General features: G+C 54.3%; 17 protein-coding genes and 1 pseudogene. 8 read left to right on the top strand and 10 right to left on the bottom strand.

Features of this window, described 5'->3' with window-relative positions; all coding sequences use genetic code 11:
* The first annotated feature begins 44 nt into the window (after positions 1-44).
* Positions 45-1043, top strand: coding sequence for an adenosine deaminase (add, locus tag SGBXF1_RS11330; protein WP_037414796.1), 999 nt, complete (start codon positions 45-47; stop codon positions 1041-1043).
* 152 nt (positions 1044-1195) lie between these two features.
* Here add and SGBXF1_RS11325 read toward each other — a convergent pair whose 3' ends face one another.
* From SGBXF1_RS11325 to SGBXF1_RS11285, 9 genes and pseudogenes are all read right to left on the bottom strand, one after another.
* Positions 1196-1450, bottom strand: coding sequence for a colicin E3-like toxin immunity protein (locus SGBXF1_RS11325; RefSeq protein WP_186428386.1), 255 nt, complete (start codon positions 1448-1450; stop codon positions 1196-1198).
* Positions 1451-1464: 14 nt separating this feature from the next.
* Complete coding sequence (locus SGBXF1_RS24070; RefSeq protein WP_238321030.1) at positions 1465-1776, bottom strand: colicin E3/pyocin S6 family cytotoxin; 312 nt, start codon at positions 1774-1776, stop codon at positions 1465-1467.
* Positions 1777-1830: 54 nt separating this feature from the next.
* A pseudogene (locus tag SGBXF1_RS24065) lies at positions 1831-1953 on the bottom strand (hypothetical protein); the annotation flags it as partial.
* Positions 1954-2194: 241 nt separating this feature from the next.
* Positions 2195-3193, bottom strand: a complete 999-nt coding sequence (locus tag SGBXF1_RS11310) for a bile acid:sodium symporter family protein (protein WP_130380502.1) — start codon at positions 3191-3193, stop codon at positions 2195-2197.
* Positions 3194-3259: 66 nt separating this feature from the next.
* On the bottom strand, positions 3260-4300 hold the full coding sequence (locus SGBXF1_RS11305; protein WP_186428385.1) for an oxidoreductase: 1041 nt from the start codon (positions 4298-4300) through the stop codon (positions 3260-3262).
* Positions 4301-4381: 81 nt separating this feature from the next.
* Positions 4382-5299 (bottom strand): arabinose operon transcriptional regulator AraC, encoded by a 918-nt coding sequence (gene araC / locus SGBXF1_RS11300; RefSeq protein WP_130380498.1) that lies wholly within the window; start codon positions 5297-5299, stop codon positions 4382-4384.
* A gap of 101 nt (positions 5300-5400) precedes the next feature.
* Positions 5401-6384 (bottom strand): L-arabinose ABC transporter permease AraH, encoded by a 984-nt coding sequence (gene araH, locus SGBXF1_RS11295; protein ID WP_037414784.1) that lies wholly within the window; start codon positions 6382-6384, stop codon positions 5401-5403.
* Positions 6385-6401: 17 nt separating this feature from the next.
* Positions 6402-7937, bottom strand: a complete 1536-nt coding sequence (gene araG / locus SGBXF1_RS11290; RefSeq protein ID WP_186428384.1) for an L-arabinose ABC transporter ATP-binding protein AraG — start codon at positions 7935-7937, stop codon at positions 6402-6404.
* A 60-nt stretch (positions 7938-7997) separates the two neighbouring features.
* Entirely contained in the window at positions 7998-8981 is a 984-nt protein-coding gene (locus SGBXF1_RS11285; RefSeq protein WP_037414770.1) for an arabinose ABC transporter substrate-binding protein, read from the bottom strand.
* A 360-nt stretch (positions 8982-9341) separates the two neighbouring features.
* On the opposite strand from SGBXF1_RS11285, the gene SGBXF1_RS11280 reads away from it, so the two are divergent.
* The 6 genes from SGBXF1_RS11280 (at position 9342) to rsxC (ending at position 16921) form a co-directional block, all read left to right on the top strand.
* Complete coding sequence (locus SGBXF1_RS11280) at positions 9342-11027, top strand: ribulokinase (RefSeq protein ID WP_186428383.1); 1686 nt, start codon at positions 9342-9344, stop codon at positions 11025-11027.
* A 31-nt stretch (positions 11028-11058) separates the two neighbouring features.
* On the top strand, positions 11059-12564 hold the full coding sequence (gene araA / locus SGBXF1_RS11275) for an L-arabinose isomerase (RefSeq protein WP_186428382.1): 1506 nt from the start codon (positions 11059-11061) through the stop codon (positions 12562-12564).
* 159 nt (positions 12565-12723) lie between these two features.
* Complete coding sequence (locus tag SGBXF1_RS11270) at positions 12724-13164, top strand: DUF2569 domain-containing protein (protein ID WP_037414760.1); 441 nt, start codon at positions 12724-12726, stop codon at positions 13162-13164.
* A gap of 145 nt (positions 13165-13309) precedes the next feature.
* Positions 13310-13891 carry an electron transport complex subunit RsxA gene (gene rsxA / locus SGBXF1_RS11265; protein ID WP_004938443.1) on the top strand — a complete coding sequence of 194 codons (582 nt, stop codon included), beginning with the start codon at positions 13310-13312 and terminating at the stop codon, positions 13889-13891.
* Positions 13891-14463, top strand: a complete 573-nt coding sequence (rsxB, locus tag SGBXF1_RS11260; RefSeq protein ID WP_037414757.1) for an electron transport complex subunit RsxB — start codon at positions 13891-13893, stop codon at positions 14461-14463. Before rsxA ends, rsxB begins: the two co-directional genes overlap by 1 nt.
* Entirely contained in the window at positions 14456-16921 is a 2466-nt protein-coding gene (gene rsxC, locus SGBXF1_RS11255; protein WP_186428381.1) for an electron transport complex subunit RsxC, read from the top strand. The genes rsxB and rsxC overlap by 8 nt, the downstream gene beginning before the upstream one ends.
* Before the next feature lie 145 nt (positions 16922-17066).
* Here rsxC and SGBXF1_RS11250 read toward each other — a convergent pair whose 3' ends face one another.
* The gene (locus SGBXF1_RS11250) at positions 17067-17960 is read right to left on the bottom strand and encodes a helix-turn-helix domain-containing protein (protein ID WP_061807529.1); all 894 of its coding nucleotides are present in this window, start codon (positions 17958-17960) and stop codon (positions 17067-17069) included.
* 381 nt (positions 17961-18341) lie between these two features.
* On the opposite strand from SGBXF1_RS11250, the gene rsxD reads away from it, so the two are divergent.
* Positions 18342-19427, top strand: a complete 1086-nt coding sequence (gene rsxD, locus SGBXF1_RS11245; RefSeq protein WP_037418799.1) for an electron transport complex subunit RsxD — start codon at positions 18342-18344, stop codon at positions 19425-19427.
* Positions 19428-19434: the final 7 nt, after the last annotated feature.

The raw sequence follows: 19434 nt of genomic DNA, 5'->3' as shown, positions 1-19434 counted from the left end.
TACTGATCTGCACTTTACCTACAACAAAATAACGAGTGCACATCATGATTGACTCCCGCCTTCCGCTGACCGATATCCACCGTCACCTCGACGGCAACATCCGTGCGCAAACCATCCTCGATCTGGGCCGTCAGTTTAACCTTTCCCTGCCGGCCGACGAATTGGAAGCCCTGCGTCCACACGTGCAAATTACCCATGCCGAACCGGATCTGGTCAGCTTTTTGCAAAAGCTGGACTGGGGTGTGGCAGTGTTGGGCGATTTAGACGCCTGTCGTCGCGTCGCTTACGAAAATGTTGAAGATGCTGCCAACGCCGGTCTGCACTATGCCGAACTGCGTTTCTCGCCGTATTACATGGCGATGAAACACCAGTTACCGGTGGCTGGGGTGGTAGAAGCGGTGATTGATGGCATTCGTTCCGGTTCTCGCGATTTGGGCATTGATGTGCGCCTGATCGGCATCATGAGCCGTACCTTCGGCGAGGCCGCCTGTTTGCAAGAACTGGAAGGCCTGCTGGCACACCGTGATGGTATTACCGCGCTGGATCTGGCCGGTGACGAACTCGGTTTCCCTGGCAGCCTGTTCCTCAATCATTTCAACCGTGCCCGTGATGCAGGTCTGCGCATCACCGTGCACGCCGGTGAAGCCGCTGGTCCGGAAAGCATCTGGCAGGCGATCCGCGAGCTGGGTGCCGAACGCATCGGCCACGGTGTGAAAGCCGTTGAAGATCCGGCATTGATGGATTTCCTGGCGGAACAGGGTATTGGTATCGAGTCCTGCCTGACCTCTAACATTCAGACCAGCACTGTGCCGTCACTGTCGCAGCATCCGCTGGCGAAATTCTTGCGCCACGGCGTAATGGCGTCGATCAACACCGACGACCCGGCGGTTCAGGGCATCGAAATTGAGCATGAATACCTGGTCGCGGCACCACAGGCCGGGCTGACAGAGGCGGAGATCCGCACCGCTCAAGAAAATGGCCTGAAAATGGCGTTCCTCAGCGAGCAGGAAAAGCAAGCGCTGCGCGATAAAGTTCGCGGCTAATTGAAGAATGAGTTAATAAACGCATAGGGCCAGTCAGTCATACCTGATTGGCCTTTTTTATTTGCTTCCCATGTGTTACTTAAAATCCTCAGACATGAAAATGCCCAACATCTAGCGACTATTGGGCATTGCACATCAATTACGGAAAACTATTACCACTTATCTCGGTAATTGAATGCCAAAAAATAATCAAATTTTTCGCTGGAGATTTGATTTTTAAAATAGGGTTGAATAAGTGGCACCCAACCTTTTGCTACATCAAATTCACCGTTGTTCATTGTCTCGTCTAGAGGGAGCCCCAAACGCTCAATGAGCGCATCATCATCCCCAAAATCTTTTGAGTATTCTTCACCATTAAACTCATCGGTTTTCTTGTCAAACCATGTAAGCCGCAGTTTTAATCCCAAGACAATTATCTCCGCTATAAATATTTTTTAATATTACGTTTAGGATTTGGACCTTCTAACTGTTTGCCAGTTTTTGGATCAAAGGCACCCAGGTGTTCACCATCACTGGCACGATATCCTTCCAGCTCACCATGCCGTGAGTCCCACTCATAAATTTTACGGCCTTTATCTCCATACCACCGTGCCCGAAGTCCTCCTCCTGACTGCTTGGGTGTTTTTGGTCTACCTGGTTTAAGTTCTCCCAACCCCTTAATTTCACCCGTCTTTGGTGTTGGGTGATATTCATGCCCACGTTCTGCGGTTCCTTTGCGAGGTTTGACAAACACGGGTTTGTCATCCTTTCCGGCCTTCTTCCGTGGTTTGTTGAACATGACATAAATTGGGTCAAGGCCACTTTCTACCGGCGGTACAAGAATATAGTCATGAATTTTCTGAACATCTACTAACGGTAATGTAACTCGCTCTCCTTTGCTCGAAACATCGACATGTCCACCGCGATACAGTTTTCCAGGTTGGGAGCCAAGCTGTGTGACAATAATCTGATAACCGCTAACTTGGAGATAGCATTATGGGAGTTGAGGTTAACAATGGGCGTATAGATGCCCCCATTCAGACAGATGACAAACCTGTGTCAGGGCTAAACCGGTTGGGGGCTAGCAGGTTCGCCCTAATTTAACCCATTGATTATGCAATTGGGCGCAGCGTGCAACACCTCTACAATGAAACAGTCAACGAAACCATTGTTTACTTCGTCGCCAGCACTTCTGCCCGCTGTTTGGCGGTTTTGCGCGCATAGCGCTGCGCTAACACGGCGCACACCATCAATTGCACCTGATGGAAAATCATCAACGGCAACACCATTGCCCCCACTGCCGCCGCTGGGAACAACACATTGGCCATTGGAATGCCATTCGCCAGGCTCTTTTTCGATCCACAGAACACAATAGTGATCTCGTCAGCCGTACTGAAGCCTAACCAGCGCGCAGTATAAGTATTGATAACCAACACTACCGTCAGCAGCACCAATGACATTACCAAAATGGTCAGCAGCGACCAGCCGTCAATCTTGTGCCAAATGCCTTCCACCACCGCGGCGCTAAAGGCGGTATACACCACCAGCAGAATGGATGAACGGTCAGTGATATTGATCAGCTTGCGGTGACGATCGACCCATTTGCCAATCAACGGTCGTGCCAGGTGGCCCACCACAAAGGGCACCATTAATTGCAAAATGATTGAACCAATGGCGTGCAACACGTCAGTATCACCGCCTTGTGTATGCATCAGTGCCCCCACCAGCAACGGTGAGAGAAAAACGCCAAGAATACTGGATGCCGAAGCACTGCATACCGCCGCAGCCACGTTACCGCCCGCCGCCGAGGTAAAGGCAATCGCCGACTGAACCGTCGCTGGTAGCGCACACAAGTAAAGGAAACCCAGATACACCGTGGGTGTCATCAAGCCTGGCACCATCAGGTTCATCGCCACGCCCAGTAACGGGAATAACGCAAAGGTGCTGAGAAACACCATCAAATGCAGTTTCCAGTGGCTCATCCCGGCGATGATCGCCTCACGTGATAGCTTGGCGCCATGCATGAAGAACAACAACGCGATAGCAGCAGTGGTCAGGTGATCAAAGAAGGTCTTCCACACGCCTTCACAGGGGAAAACCGAAGCGACAATCACCACCAGAATCAATACCAGCAAAAATTTATCAATACGCAGACGCTGCAACCAGGACATGGATCGGGATCCCTCGAAGAGTAAAACGGGTTCAGCAAGCCGAACCCGGAAAATGAAGCACGACAGTTAGGCTACCGGCAGCGCTTTTTGCTGTTTTGCCGATTCCAGACCCAGCTCGATCAGTTCCATCACCTGGATGGCATCGGCCGCTGGTACCGGGTTATCACCCTCACCGTTAATCGCATCACGGATTGCCGCATAATAAGCCGGGTAGTTACCAGGAATACTCAGCAACGGCTTCTCCGCCAACACACCATCACGTGACAACGTCACTACACCATCGCGCATGTCGTAACCCCAGTCAGCTTGCGGTAGACGCTCGCCAGCCTTCAGACGGTCTTCCTGCGGATCCAGCCCAAACTTGATAAAGCTGCCTTGGGTACCGTGCACGATATAGCGGGCGGTTTCTGCCGCAGCCAGCACTGTGCCATGCAGAACCACACGACGTTTGCCGTAATTAAGCACCGCGTGGAAATAATCCACCGACTGTGCGCCTGGGCGCAGTTCGCCCAAGTCGACAAACAGCGTGTCTGGCTTGCCGAACAATTGCAGTGCCTGATCGATCAGGTGCGGCCCCAAATCGTACCAAATGCCGCTGCCCGCACCGCCCAACTCCCGCCAGCGCTGACGCACTTCTGGCCGGAAGCGATCAAAATGAGACTCGAAGTAAACCACCTCGCCAAGTACACCTTCTTTCAGTAGCGCCTTGAGCGTCAGGAAATCACTGTCCCAGCGACGGTTGTGAAACACTGACAGCAATTTGCCGCTTTGTTCCGCCTGCTGTTTCAGCTCCTGAGCCTGTGACAACGTCACAGTGAAAGGCTTATCTACCACCACGTGCTTACCGGCAGCCATGGCCTGCTGTGCTAACGGGAAGTGGGTATCGTTGGGGGTTGGAATGACGATCAGATCGATAGAGGTGTCGTTGAACAGCGCCTGCGGATCGCTGACTACCGTCATCAACGGCCAGTCAGCCTGTACTTTACCTGCATCGCTGCTGGACACGGCAGCCAGTTCTACGCCTGGCGTACCGACGATCAACGGCGCATGAAAGGTTTTGCTGGCATAGCCGTAACCGACCAGCCCAACCCGAATTTTTTCTGCCATGGTGTTTCCTCTTACTGGCTCGTAATAGACCCATCAGATTTGACACCATGATGCTGGCAGGAACAAGAAGTAAATTTAATGTTAATTTGTGACCGCTACATGGGGCGATTCGCGCTGATTTCTGACCGGATAATTTATCTCCAGGCTGCGACGGCGGAAATCACTTGGGCTCACGCCCACCCGTTTGCGAAATACGCGGGAAAAATAGAGCTGATCGTCATAACCCACCATCCGGCCGATCGTGGCAATAGACTCTTGCGTGGTCTGCAACAGCAGCTTGGCACGGATCACCCGCTGGTCTTCACGCCAACGCAGAATGTTGATGCCCACCTGCTCACGGAATAAGTGCGCCAACCGCGATGGCGACAGGCAGACGTGGCGCGCCACTTCATCAATGCGCAGCTCCCCGGCCAGGTTGCCGGTAATAAACTGACAGGCTTCAATCACCCGCGGATCCATGATTCTCTGCGGACTCAGCGGGTCTTCCTCCATCGCGCGCAGCAACAGACGCTCCAGCAAATTCATCCCCAGTTCTTCGGCAAACCGACGACCAGAACGTTGCGTTTGCTCGATATTGGCGAACAGCCGGTCGAACTCCAGCAACAGGTTATTGTTCGGCAACGTCAACCGCCCGACCTCATGGGTTTTGCTATGCCACTCCAGCCAGTCGGCCCAGTAGGCACGTGGACGAAAATACACCCAACGGTGATACCAACAATCGCTGTCTGGCGATCGGCCGTAATAATGGGCCGCTTTGGGAGGAAACAGCAGCAGATCGCCGGGATTACAGTGAAAAGTGTCTTCACCGTCAAATACCTTGCCCTGACCTTTGATAGTCAGGTTAAGAATATAGCCCTTCATGCCACCGGGGCGGTCGATAAAGAAATCCAGTGGGCCATCAGCCATGATCGGCGTCAACCCTGCCACCAGATAGGCGTTAAAGGTATAACCCGGTAACAACGGGTTTGGTTGCGGTTCCTGTGCCATACGATGATACATCTGTCCTCCCGGAACGGCTTAGGTAACGATCCTATAGCTTAGCGGCCCGGTGGATAACAACCCGGGCAGATAACAGAACTGTGAACAGCAGTCTCAATTTTCTAGACCGTACGTTTGGCTTGTTGTTTGTACCGGTCAAAAATCACCGCAGCCAGCAAAATTACACCACGTACCACATATTGCGAGAACGGTGAGATGTTCAACAAGTTCATGGCGTTTTCCACCGTGCCAAGAATCAAAATACCTGCGATCACATAGGAAATTTTGCCAATACCCCCTTTCAAGGAAACGCCACCCAGCACGCAGGCGGAGATCACGATCAATTCATAACCGATCGACGTCATCGGCTGCCCGCTGGTCATACGTGACGCCAGGATGATGCCAGCGGCAGCGGAAACCAGCCCAGACAACATAAAAATCACGATCTTGGTACGCACGACCGGCACCCCCGCCAGACGTGCGGCCTCTTCATTACCGCCAATCGCCAGCGTATTGCGCCCAAAGGTGGTTTTATTGAGCAAGAAACCAAATAAGATCAGGCAGGCAACGGTGATCCAAATCGGCGCAGGCAACCCCAACCAGTTGGCATAACCCAAGGTAAAGAAGCGTTCGTCTTCAATGCCCACCGCCTTGCCGTCAGAAATGATGTAGGCCAACCCGCGAAAAATCTGCATGGTTGCCAAGGTGGTGATCAGCGCGTTGATTTTCAGCCGAGCGATAACAAAGCCGTTAATCAATCCGGAAACCATACCCAACAACAGGCCAGCGGCCACGCCGATCCATAGGCTTTCGGTCATGTTGATCACCACTGCGGTAGTGACACCAGCACAGGCGATGACTGACGCGACAGACAGGTCAAAATCACCGGAAGCCAGGCAAAACAGCATGCCACAGGCCACCATGCCGGACATGGATATCGCCAGTCCCAGCCCTTTCATATTGATAAAAGAACCGAAGTTGGGCACAAACAGCACGCAGGCAATAAACAGTACAGCGAACACCACCAGCATGCCGTAGCTGTCCCAAATCCGCGCCAGCCCTTGGCCGCTACGGTTTTTAACGGAATGGGTCGTTAGGGTCGACATCTCTTTCTCCTTCACAATCAGGCCACCGCCGCAGCAGCATCGGGGGCAATATCAGGGGTGCGCAGCATTGCCAGACTGAGGGCTTTTTCCTCGCTGGCAGTATCATGCAGTAATTCGCCAGACAAGGCGCCTTCACGCATTACCAGAATGCGATCCGCCAATCCCAACACTTCGGGTAAATCACTGGAAGCGAACAACACAGCAATGCCCCGCTGCGCCAGTTGATAAATGACGTTGTAAATTTCATGCTTGGCGCCCACGTCTATGCCACGTGTCGGTTCATCCAGCAGGATCACTTTCATCTCTTCCGATAACCAACGGCCGAGAATGGCTTTCTGCTGATTGCCGCCGGACAGATTCATAATGAGCTGCTCGGCACTTGGGGTTTTAATATTCAACGCGCGGATATGGTGTTCGGCATTGCTGGTTTCCCAGTCGTTGTTGATCAGGCACCCAGCACGAATGCTGTTACGACGTGCGCTGATATTGATGTTGTCGCGCACCGAGTGCACCGGGATGATGCCATCTGCTTTACGATCCTCCGGGCACAGCATGATGCCGGCACGGATAGCATCAATCGGCGAACGAATGGTGATCGCCTGTCCATCAAGCACCAGTTGCCCCCCGCTGATACGCGTAGCGCCAAAAATGCCCTTCATCAGTTCACTGCGCCCGGCACCGACCAGGCCGAACAACCCGACAATCTCCCCGGCCCGTACGTTCAAATCGATCGGGGTTTTAACGCCCGGCGCTTTCAGCCCCTTGAGCGCCAGCCGCACCGGTCCCAGCCCACGTGGCTGGTAGCCATACACATCACCCAGATCACGCCCGACCATCGCCTGCACCAACTGCGCGTTATCCACCTGCTGCATATCGTCAAAGGTACGCACATAACGACCGTCTTTAAACACAGTGATGGCGTCGCTGAGGGCAAAGATTTCTTCCATACGGTGCGAAACGTACAAAATCACCCGCCCTTCGGCACGTAACTCACGGATCACCCTGAACAGTTGTTCAATCTCTCGGGCAGACAGCGAACTGGTGGGCTCATCAAAGGCGATCACCTTGGCATTACGCGCCAGCGCCTTGGCGATTTCCACCATCTGCCACTGGCCGATCGACAAATATTTGAGCGGCGTATCCGGATCAATATCCAGCCCGAGGTGTTCCAGCTGCAAGCGAGATTCGTAGCGCAGCAGTTTTCTATCCACCAGCCCACGTTTGGTCGGCAACTGACCGAGATAAATGTTCTCCGCCACCGTCATTTCCGGCACCAAATGCAGTTCCTGATAGATAATTGCGACCCCAGCATTCAGCGCATCGGTAGTGTTGGTGAACTGCACCGCCCGGCCTTGCAACTGAATTTCCCCCTGGGTCGGTGCGTAATTGCCACTGAGAATTTTCAGTAGCGTGGATTTCCCGGCGCCGTTTTCCCCCATCAACGCGTGGATCTGCCCGGCCTGACAGCTAAAGCTGATGTCATCCAGCGCCTTCACGCCCGGGAAGGTCTTACCTATGCCTTTAAACGCCAAATACGGCAATGCAGCGGTCATAGTGTGTTCCTCCTGCAGTCAAAAATGCCGCCCGACAGCGTGCTGTGGGCGGCTCGCTTATTACATCAGGCCTTTTTTCTGCAGTTCGGTTTTGAAGTTGTCACGGGTGATCAACACAACATCCGTCACTTCGGTGAATTTCTGTGGTTCTACGCCCTTTTCCACCCAGTCATGCAACATCTGAATGCTCTTATAACCATGGATATCCGGGCTTGGCAGCAGTGAGCCGTAGAAACCGGTCGCCTGCCCCTTGGACAATTCACTGACCGCATCCACCCCATTGATACCAATGCCGATCACGTTTGGCGCTTTGAACCCCTGGCCTTCAGTAGCGCGCACGCCTCCCAACACGGTGTTGTCATTCATACCGACAATCAGCCAATTTTTTACTTCCGGATGCTGCACCAACATTGAGTTGGCGGCGTCAAACGCCCCTGGAATATCGTTAGATTTGGTCGGTACCTTATAAATTTGCTTTTCGGGGAAACCGGCAGCCTTCAGCGCAGCAATTGAACCCCCTGTACGGCGACGGGCAGTGTCCAGTTCATCGGCGGTGATCGCCATCACAGCGGTATCCGACAGTTTCCAGCCACGCTTGCTCTGCTCTTTCCACAGTTCCTGCCCTTGGCGTTCGCCGATTTTTGTGGCGGCCATCATCACCAATGGCACCGTGTCCATAGGTTTGCCTTTAGCGGTGACAAACTGGTCATCCACGGCAATCACTTTCAGGTTATAACTGCGCGCTTTGGCAACGATCGCCGATCCAAGCTTCGGATCCGGCGTACAAATCACGAAGCCCTTGGCCCCACTCGCCGCCAAACTGTCGATAGCATTCAGTGTTTTTTCTCCATCCGGCACGGCGATTTTAATCACCTCAAAACCGAGATCTTTTCCGGCCTTGTCAGCGAATTTCCATTCCGTCTGGAACCATGGCTCCTCCGGCTGCTTGACCAAAAAACCCAGTTTCATCGTCTCGGCGATAGCTGAATGTGACATAACGGCCGCCAGACCCAGTGTCGCCAGCGCCTTAGTGAATTTATGCATGATGCTCTCCGCTATTTTGTTCTCTTTAGCGACGAAACCCGCTCGCGGTGAAAACGTTATCATTAGGTTTTTTGCCGTCGATGTGTCGCATATAACGCGGCACCAACCCACGACAGGGGTAAGACGGCTTAAGTTTTAGCGGGTATTTGTTACTTAAATGTAGAGCGCTATCACATCCGTGGAATACAGCAGATATGTGCATATATTTAGCGAATTTCGCCAAGCAAGAACTTATGACAGCCATCACAAAACCACTGCGTGAAGCAGAAAAGTGCATACTTCCAGCTAACGGCTCCTCACCTGCTTACCCCTTCGGCTCCTATCGTTGTCACAGCGTATTAACACATCAGGAGCCAACACATGACGGCAGGTGCTATTGCCCTGGGATTAGACTTCGGCAGCGATTCAGTGCGGGTGTTGGCGGTTGACTGCCAAGACGGCGCGGAACTGGATACCGAGGTGGTTTATTATCCCCGCTGGCAACGAGGTGAATTCTGCAATGCGGCGGAGAACCGTTTCCGTCATCACCCACTCGACTATATTGAAGCCATGGAACAGGCCATTGTTGGTCTGGTACAACGTATGACCCCGCAGCAACGGCTGCAGGTGATTGGCATTGGCGTTGACTCAACAGGCTCCACACCGGCGCCGATTGACGAACAGGGCCAGGTGCTGGCACTTCGGCCAGAGTTTGCCGACAACCCGAACGCCATGTTCATTCTGTGGAAGGATCACACCGCCATTGAAGAAGCCGAGGCTATTAACCGTTTATGCCACAGCGGCGAGTTCCCCGACTATTCCCGCTATATTGGCGGCGTTTACTCTTCGGAGTGGTTCTGGGCCAAAATCCTGCATATCACGCGTCAAGACGCCGGGGTACGTCAGGCAGCCACCTCGTGGGTAGAGCTGTGTGATTGGATACCGGCACTGCTTGCCGGTGCCACCGCCCCGCATCAGTTAAAACGTGGGCGTTGTAGCGTGGGGCACAAAACGTTATGGCACCCGGACTGGGGTGGTTTGCCGCCAAAGGCTTTTTTTGCTGCGCTCGATCCGTTGTTGGTTGAACACTTGCCTTGGCCACTGTTTGAGGATTGTTACACCGCCGACCTGCCAGTCGGTACGTTGAGCGCCGAATGGGCCACGCGCCTCGGCTTGCCGCCGACGGTGGCATTGTCCGGAGGTGCCTTTGACTGCCATATGGGCGCTGTCGGTGCAGGTGCCCAGCCTTATACCTTGGTGAAAGTAATTGGAACCTCTACCTGCGACATCCTGATTGCCGATCGCCATCGGGCAGATGGGCGTACCATTAAAGGCATTTGTGGCCAGGTTGATGGCAGCGTGGTACCGGGGATGATCGGCATGGAGGCCGGGCAATCAGCTTTCGGCGATATGTATGCCTGGTTCAGTCGTTTACTGAGCTGGCCTTTGCTTGAAGCCGCGAAAAATCACCCTGAAATGAAGCCACAGTTGCAAGAAATTGAAACGGACTTACTGTCGGCGCTGACCTGCTCTTGGGCCAAGGCCCCTTCATTGGACCATCTGCCGGTGGTGCTGGACTGGTTTAACGGCCGCCGCACCCCTTACGCCAACCAGCGGTTGAAAGGCGTGATAGCCGATATCAATCTCGGTACCGATGCGCCAACCCTGTTTGGCGGATTTATTGCCGCCACTGCCTTTGGTGCCCGCGCCATTATGGAATGCTTTGAACAGCAGGATATTCCCGTCGATAACGTGCTGGCTTTGGGGGGTATCGCACGTAAGTCAACGGCGATCATGCAGGTCTGCGCCGACGTAATGAACCGACCCCTACACATTGTCGCCTCTGATCAGTGCTGCGCATTAGGTGCGGCGATCTTCGCCGCCGTTGCCGCGGGCCGTTTTGGCAGTGTGCCCGAAGCTCAGCGCCAAATGGCCTGCGGTATCGAACGCACATTGGAGCCAGACTCACAGCGTGTCGTTCACTACCAACAACTTTATCAGCGCTATCAACAATGGTGCCAGGCCGCCGAGCCGCGCTACGCCCCGACCTCCGGTTCAGCAAATTAAGCCTATATCCAATACAGAGGAGTCTTTTTTAATGAATGCATTCAAGCAGCGGGAAGTCTGGTTCGCCATCGGCAGCCAACATTTATACGGCCCACAAACCCTGCAACAGGTCAAGGCACACGCCGAACAGGTGGTGGACAGTCTCAACCGCGAAGCCGGCTTACCGGTAAAACTGGTGCTGAAACCGCTGGTCACCACGCCGGATGAAATCACCGCCCTGTGTCGTGATGCCAACTATCAACCGCAATGTATTGGCATACTGGCCTGGCTACACACCTTCTCACCAGCAAAAATGTGGATCGCAGGATTATCTATCCTCCACAAACCTCTGTTGCAGTTCCATACCCAATTCAACGCCCAGGTGCCCTGGGACAGTATGGATATGGACTTTATGAACCTCAACCAAACCGCCCACGGCGGCCGTGAATTCGGCTTTATCGGCGCCCGTATGCGCCAGCAGCACAATGTGATTGCCGGTCACTGGCAAGATCCCGAAGCACACCGGCGCATTAGCCAGTGGATGCGCGCAGCCGCAGCCAAACAGGCCAGCCAACAACTGAAGGTGGCTCGTTTTGGTGACAACATGCGTGAAGTGGCGGTGACCGACGGCGACAAAGTCGGCGCACAGATCCAGTTTGGCTACTCGGTTAACGCTTATGGCATCGGTGATCTGGTCAGCGTGATCAATGAAGTCAGCCGTGGCGATGTGGACACGCTAATTGAAGAGTATGAAACCTGCTATGTACTCAGTGACGCCGCGAAGATCAACGGGGCAAAGCGTGAAAACCTGCTTGATGCTGCGCGGATCGAACTGGGCATGAAGCGCTTCCTTGAACAGGGTAACTTCCAGGCCTTCACCACCAACTTTGAAGATTTGCACGGCATGAAACAGCTCCCTGGACTGGCGGTACAACGCCTGATGCAGCAGGGCTACGGTTTTGGCGGCGAAGGCGACTGGAAAACTGCGGCGCTGCTGCGCATCCTGAAAGTGATGGCCGATGGGTTAAACGGTGGTACTTCGTTTATGGAAGATTACACCTACCACTTTCAACTAGGTAACGATCTGGTGGTCGGCTCGCATATGCTGGAGGTCTGCCCGTCGATCGCCAAAGAAGCCAAACCGCTGTTGGATATCCAACCGCTCGGTATCGGTGGCAAGGCAGACCCCGCGCGGCTGATTTTCTCTACTCCGGCCGGCCCGGCGATCAACGCCAGCCTGATCGACATGGGCGATCGCTTCCGCCTGTTGGTCAATCAGGTGGATACGGTGGAACAACCGCATCCACTGCCCAAACTGCCAGTGGCACGCGCTATTTGGCGGGCCCAACCCACGCTGGCGACTGCCGCCGAAGCCTGGATCCTGGCGGGCGGTGCTCACCACACGGTGTTCTCCCAAGCGCTGGATGCCGATATGCTGCGGCTGTATGCCGAAATGCATAACATCGAGTTCTTGCTGATTGACCAGGATACCCGCTTGCCAGCGTTCAAAAACGAGCTGCGCTGGAACGAAGTTTACTACCAACTTAATCGCCATTAATCGCCCGGCTACCGGTGGCAAACTCGCCTACCGGTAGCCAAACGTGCTGCACTGCCGCCTCGCACCCGACCATCCGCTTGATATTGATGACTAAGCCCGCATTACCCGCTAAGCTATGCGGCTGTCACATTGAATCATGACTTACCCAGGAAGCCGTTTATGTCTCAAGCTGAATACACCCGTATCGGCGGTTGGTTGCTGGCCCCGATGGCCTATCTGATCGTCACCCTGCTTAGTGCCAGCCTGATGCTGCTCCTGTATGCCATGGCTATTTTCATGCCGGAATCACGCGAATACCTGCTGACCAACGCCCAGGCGTTTAGCATGCAGTGGTATTTTTCTGTGCTGACCACACTGGCGATGTGGTGCTTTACCCTGTGGCTACTTTGGTTGTTCTGCCACCGCTCACTGCGGTTCCCCAAGTTATTCCTGTTGTGGCTATTAATTACCGTGTTGCTGGCGGTGAAAGCCTTCGCCTTTGCGCCGGTACCGGATGAATTGGCAGTGCGCAGTCTTGGCTGGCCACTGTTAATGGCGGCATTGCTGGTGCCTTATATGAAGCGTTCACAACGGGTCAAAGGCACCTTTACCGAGCGCTAACCTTCGTTGTGGCACGTTTTGTGCGGATAATTGTGTAAATATTCGCCAAAAATGGGCAAAAAGGGCAATAACCCTGCTATCCCTATGTTGTGGTCAGGCCGCCAATTCCCGATAATAGGCGGCTTTTATTTTTTTAGGCATCGCAATGACCGAATACCTGCTCCTGTTTGTCGGCACCGTACTGGTGAATAACTTCGTCCTGGTGAAGTTTCTTGGCCTGTGCCCGTTCCTCGGCGTTTCCAAGAAACTGGAAAGCGCCATTGGTATGGGGATGGCTACCACGTTTGTTATGACGCTGGCCTCCGTCAGTGCCTGGGTGATCAACACCTTTATCCTGGTTCCGTTGGATCTGGTGTATCTGCGCACGCTGTCATTTATTCTGGTGATCGCCGTCGTGGTGCAATTTACCGAGATGGTGGTACGCAAAACCAGTCCGGCGCTGTATCGCCTTCTGGGTATTTTCCTGCCGCTGATCACGACCAACTGCGCGGTACTTGGCGTCGCATTGCTTAACGTCAATCTCGGTTACAATTTCCTACAGTCTGCGGTTTACGGCTTCAGCGCCGCCGCAGGCTTCTCACTGGTGATGGTGTTGTTCGCCGCGATTCGCGAACGCTTGGCCGTCGCCGACGTACCGGCCCCCTTCCGCGGTTCCTCCATCGCACTGATCACCGCCGGGCTGATGTCATTGGCCTTTATGGGCTTTACCGGGCTGGTGAAATTCTAATGACTGCGTTATGGATTGCGATTGCAGCATTGAGCGCCCTCGGCCTGTTGTTCGGTCTGGTGCTGGGCTTTGCCGCACGCCGTTTTGAAGTAGAAGAAGACCCTGTAGCCGAGCAGGTCGATGAGATCCTGCCGCAGAGTCAGTGCGGTCAGTGCGGCTATCCCGGTTGCCGCCCCTATGCTGAGGCCGTGGCTAACGGTGAGATGATCAACAAATGCGCCCCGGGTGGCGAGCAAGTGATGCTGAAACTGGCCGAATTGCTCAATGTCGAACCGCAACCGCTGGGCAGCGAAGCGGCTATCGAGCCCGTGCGTCAGATTGCCTATATTGACGAAGCCAATTGCATTGGCTGCACCAAGTGCATTCAGGCTTGCCCGGTGGACGCGATCGTCGGTGCCACTCGCGCCATGCATACCGTCATTACCGATCTTTGTACCGGCTGCGACCTGTGCGTTGCGCCGTGCCCTACCGATTGTATTGAAATGAGGCCGGTCGCCACCACTACCGCCAACTGGAAGTGGGATATGAAGACGATCCCGGTGCAAGTGATTCACGTGGAGCAACATGCTTAATCTGTTCGCCGCCTTTAAAAAAGACCGGATTTGGGATTTCGACGGCGGGATCCACCCACCGGAAATGAAGACCCTGTCCAGCGGCGTGCCGCTGCGTATCGCTCCACTGCCTGATACTTTTGTTATCCCGCTTCAGCAACATCTGGGGCCGGAAGGCGAGCTGTGCGTCAAAACGGGTGATCGGGTACTTAAAGGTCAACCGCTGACCGTGGGTCGTGGCCGCACCGTGCCCGTCCACGCCCCAACCTCTGGTACCGTTAGCGCCATCAAACCGCATATCACTGCTCACCCATCAGGGTTGGCGGAACTGTGTGTGATCATTGAGCCTGACGGCGAAGACCGCTGGTGTGAGCGCTCACCGGTGGCAGACTACCGTCAACTGGCAACGAACGAACTGATTCAACGCATTCATCAGGCCGGTATCGCCGGGCTGGGTGGCGCCGGTTTCCCGACCGCCAGCAAGCTGCAAGGTGGTATGAACGGGGTGGAAACCCTGATCCTGAATGCCGCAGAATGTGAACCGTACATCACTGCCGATGATCGTCTTATGCAGGAACATGCCGATCAAATTATCGAAGGCACGCAGATCCTGCGCCACCTGCTGCAACCCAAGGTCACGCTGATCGGTATCGAGGACAATAAACCCGAAGCGATCGACGCGTTAAAACTTGCGTTACGTGACCAGCCTGGTATCGCTCTGCGCGTGATCCCGACCAAGTACCCTTCCGGCGGCGCCAAGCAGCTCACCAAGATCCTGACAGGCAAGGAAGTGCCGCACGGCAAGCACTCCTCCGCTATTGGCGTGCTAATGCAGAACGTCGGCACCGCCTTTGCGATTAAACGCGCCATTGTCGATGGCGAACCACTGATCGAACGTGTAGTGACCCTGACCGGTGAAGCCCTGAGCCAACCGGGCAACCTGTGGGCGCGCATTGGTACGCCAGTGCAACACCTGTTGAATTTTGCCGGTTTTCAGCCGCAGGCTCAGCAAATGGTCGTCATGGGCGGACCACTGATGGGCTTCACCCTCCCCGCGCTTAACGTGCCGATCGTGAAGATCAGCAACTGTATTCTGGCCCCCTCCGTCAGCGAAATGGCACCGCAGGAGCCTGAGCAGTCCTGCATTCGCTGTGGTTTATGCGTTGACGCCTGCCCGGCGGGTTTGTTGCCGCAGCAGCTTTACTGGTTCAGCCGCGGGGAAGAACACGAAAAAGCCCGCAATCATAATTTGTTCGATTGCATCGAGTGCGGCGCCTGTGCTTTTGTCTGCCCGAGCAATATCCCACTGGTGCAGTATTACCGCCAGGAAAAGGCTGAAATCAAAGCCATTGATCAAGAAGCTGCACGCACCGCCGAAGCCAAAGCGCGTTACGAAGCCAAGTTGGCACGTCTGGAACGTGAAAAACTGGCGCGTGAAGAGCGCCATAAGAAGGCCGCAGTGAAGCTGACCGACGGTGATCAAGATGCAGTTCAGGCTGCCCTGGCGCGCGTTCGCAGTAAAAACGCCGCACCGGCAACCGGCACCATCAGCGGTGACGCACCGGATAATAGCGAAATGATCGCTGCCCGCGAAGCCCGCAAAGCACAAGCGCGTGAGCGCCGTGCCCAGCAGGAAACAACCTCTACACCAAGTGCTGTGGCGTCTGCCGCAGAAGGCGATGACCCACGTAAAGCGGCAGTGGCTGCGGCATTAGCACGAGTCAAAGCCAAAAAGGCCTCACAACAGGCAGACCCGACTGAAACACCCACCGAGTCAGCCGCCACAGAGACAGAAAACGACCCGCGTAAAGCAGCAGTAGCTGCGGCATTGGCGCGAGTCAAAGCCAAAAAAGCCGCGCAGCAAGTAGCACCGGTTGAAGCACCGGCCGAGTCCGTTGCCACCGCACCAGAAGAGGATCCGCGCAAGGCAGCAGTCGCAGCAGCCATCGCGCGTGCCAAGGCCAAAAAAGCCGCGCAGCAGGCAGCACCGGTTGAAACACCGTCTGAGCCCGTTGCCACCGCACCAGAAGAGGATCCGCGCAAGGCCGCAGTCGCAGCGGCCATCGCGCGTGCCAAGGCCAAAAAAGCCGCGCAGCAGACAGCACCTGTTGAAGCACCGGCCGAGCCCGTTGCCACCGCACCAGAAGAGGATCCGCGCAAGGCCGCAGTCGCAGCGGCTATCGCGCGTGCCAAGGCCAAAAAAGCCGCGCAGCAGGCAGCACCGGTTGAAGCACCGACCGAGCCCGTTGCCACAGCACCAGAAGAGGATCCGCGCAAGGCCGCAGTCTCAGCAGCTATCGCGCGTGCCAAGGCCAAAAAAGCCGCGCAGCAGGCAGCACCGGTTGAAACACCGTCTGAGCCCGTTGCCACAGCACCAGAAGAGGATCCGCGTAAGGCAGCAGTCGCAGCAGCCATCGCCCGCGTCAAAGCTAAAAAAGCGGCGCAAAGTCTGTCTACAGCAGAGATGGATAAAGAGTAACGAACAGGGGCGCCTTGCAGAACCCAAGGTGCCTCTGTTCCTTAATTATTCGTGAATGCCGCTGGCGGCCATTTGAGCACGTAGCACGGTGCGAGTCGTGAGGCTAGCTGAGCAAAACTTGTGGCCCGTCTTACAAGGGTGTAGCCTAATCGATAGAGATCAGATAGGTGTAATCAACGTCAATCTGACGCATTTTTGAATCCTGATTCCATTCTTTGGTTTGAATAATTTCCATCTCAACGCTCCCCTTTACCTCATGGCGTAATCCCGGCATCACGTGAGTACTCAGATAAGCAAAGAACTGCGAACACTCTTTCGCTGTGCCTAAATGATTGATAGAGATATATTCACGCCCGGCAATAGGGATATTATCAATATGGTAACCTGACAAAATGTCCTTTTTATTCTCAGGATCCACCGCCATGATGTGCGTCGTGGAACATTCGCTGCCCCCCCGATTACGGACCGAGTGGATACTGTAAACCCGGTGGCAATCGACATTCAGACCACGGAAGAAATCGGTAAAGATTTCATCTTTCATCGCCATACAAGACGAATGTTCGATCCCCGTTTCGCCGACAAAATCCAACTGACGCGAGAAACCAACCAGTTGCATGTCCGGCAAAGTCAGGCGCTTAACCTCCGGGTAGTAATCAGCCGCAAAGTTGGCATCAAAACTAAAGCGTGGCATCAGGTTCTTCACATCCCACCGCTCCATCGAACGATAACGGTTAGGTGTGGTGTCGAAGCGCTGTTTGAACATCCGGGTGAAAGTCTGCTGGGAATCGAAACCCAGTTCGTCTGAAATATCGATAATAGAACGATGGGTAATACGTAACGCGACCGCGGCGCGCGTCAAAATGCGTGAGCGAATATAGGTGGCAAGCTGAATACCGGTGATACGTTTGAACTTGCGTTGCAGATGCCACTTGGAATAGCCGGAAATACGCGCGACTTCGTCCAGGTTTGGCCGTTTCTCCAGATGTATCTCAACCCACTCAATTAATTCTTCAATAAAAAATACATCTTCATTAGTCATTAATATACATTCACTAACTTAATAATACCCGGGATAATAACCCACATAGATTATGCAAAAGTTGTTATTTTGTGCGAAAAATGGGGTCTAAAATCCCATGCTAATCTAAAGGTTATCGCCTGTCGCCGGTCAGTGATGACGACTGTTTAACGATTGCCACACCAAGCTATCCCGGTTTTTTCATCAAGAAAAATCCAATCGCGCCATTTGCCCATTACGCCAAGGCATACACACCGTGCTAAAAGCTTAATAGCCCTACAATTAAGACGTATTACCCTTGCAGTGATTCAGGTAGAATGCAGCGCTATAATTTTTCCTGCGCCTCCGCTGAGAGGTGCGTTGAACTTGCCAATATACGGTAAAGATAGGTGTAGTTATTCTATGAAGTTCAGGCCGGTACAACCCACAGCCGCCAAAGGCTTGCACATCGCCAGCTCTCCTTTCACCCACAACCAGCAAAGCACCAGCCGTATTATGCTGTGGGTGATGTTGGCCTGCATTCCCGGTGTTGCCGCACAGGTATGGTTTTTTGGCTATGGCACCTTGGTTCAAACCGCTCTGGCGATGATCGTCGCACTGCTGGCGGAAGGTGCCATCCTCGCCTTGCGTAAACTGCCGGTACGCACCCGGCTGGCGGATAACTCTGCCCTGCTAACCGCCTTGCTACTGGGTATCAGTTTGCCGCCGTTGGCACCCTGGTGGATGATTGTTATCGGTACTTTCTTCGCCATTGTCATTGCCAAACAGCTGTATGGCGGCCTTGGGCAAAACCCATTTAACCCAGCAATGGTGGGTTATGTCGTATTGCTGATTGCTTTCCCGGTGCAGATGACCAGTTGGTTGCCGCCGGATGAGTTACGTGCCACCGCACTGTCATTCCAGGATACTCTGCTGGCTATTTTCAGTGGCCATACTGCACAAGGCGCCACTATCCATGAATTGCAAATGGGCATTGATGGTATCAGCCAGGCGACGCCATTGGACGGTTTCAAAACCGGCCTGCGCAGCGGCCATAGTGTCGAGCAGGTATTACAACAACCGCTCTTCGGTGCTGCGCTCGCCGGTATCGGTTGGCAATGGGTCAACCTCGGTTTCCTGGCTGGCGGCCTGTTTATGCTTGGCCGCAGACTGATTCATTGGCAGATCCCTTTCAGCATGCTGGCAGCCATCGCAGTGTGCTCCGGTCTGGCCTGGTGGCTTGATCCAGCGCAGCAAGCCTCACCACTGATTCATCTGTTCTCGGGTGCCAGTATGTTGGGCGCGTTCTTTATCGCTACCGATCCGGTCAGCGCCTCGACAACGCCTAAAGGTCGCCTTATTTATGGCGCATTGGTTGGCGTTCTGGTGTGGCTCATCCGCGTTTACGGTGGCTATCCGGACGGTGTTGCCTTCGCAGTACTGCTGGCCAACATTACCGTACCGCTCATCGACCACTACACGCAGCCTCGCGTGTATGGCCATCGCTAAGGAGCCA

The organism is Serratia grimesii, from assembly GCF_900186025.1.
GTDB lineage: Bacteria > Pseudomonadota > Gammaproteobacteria > Enterobacterales > Enterobacteriaceae > Serratia > Serratia grimesii.
This window is presented reverse-complemented; position numbering and strand designations above follow the sequence as displayed.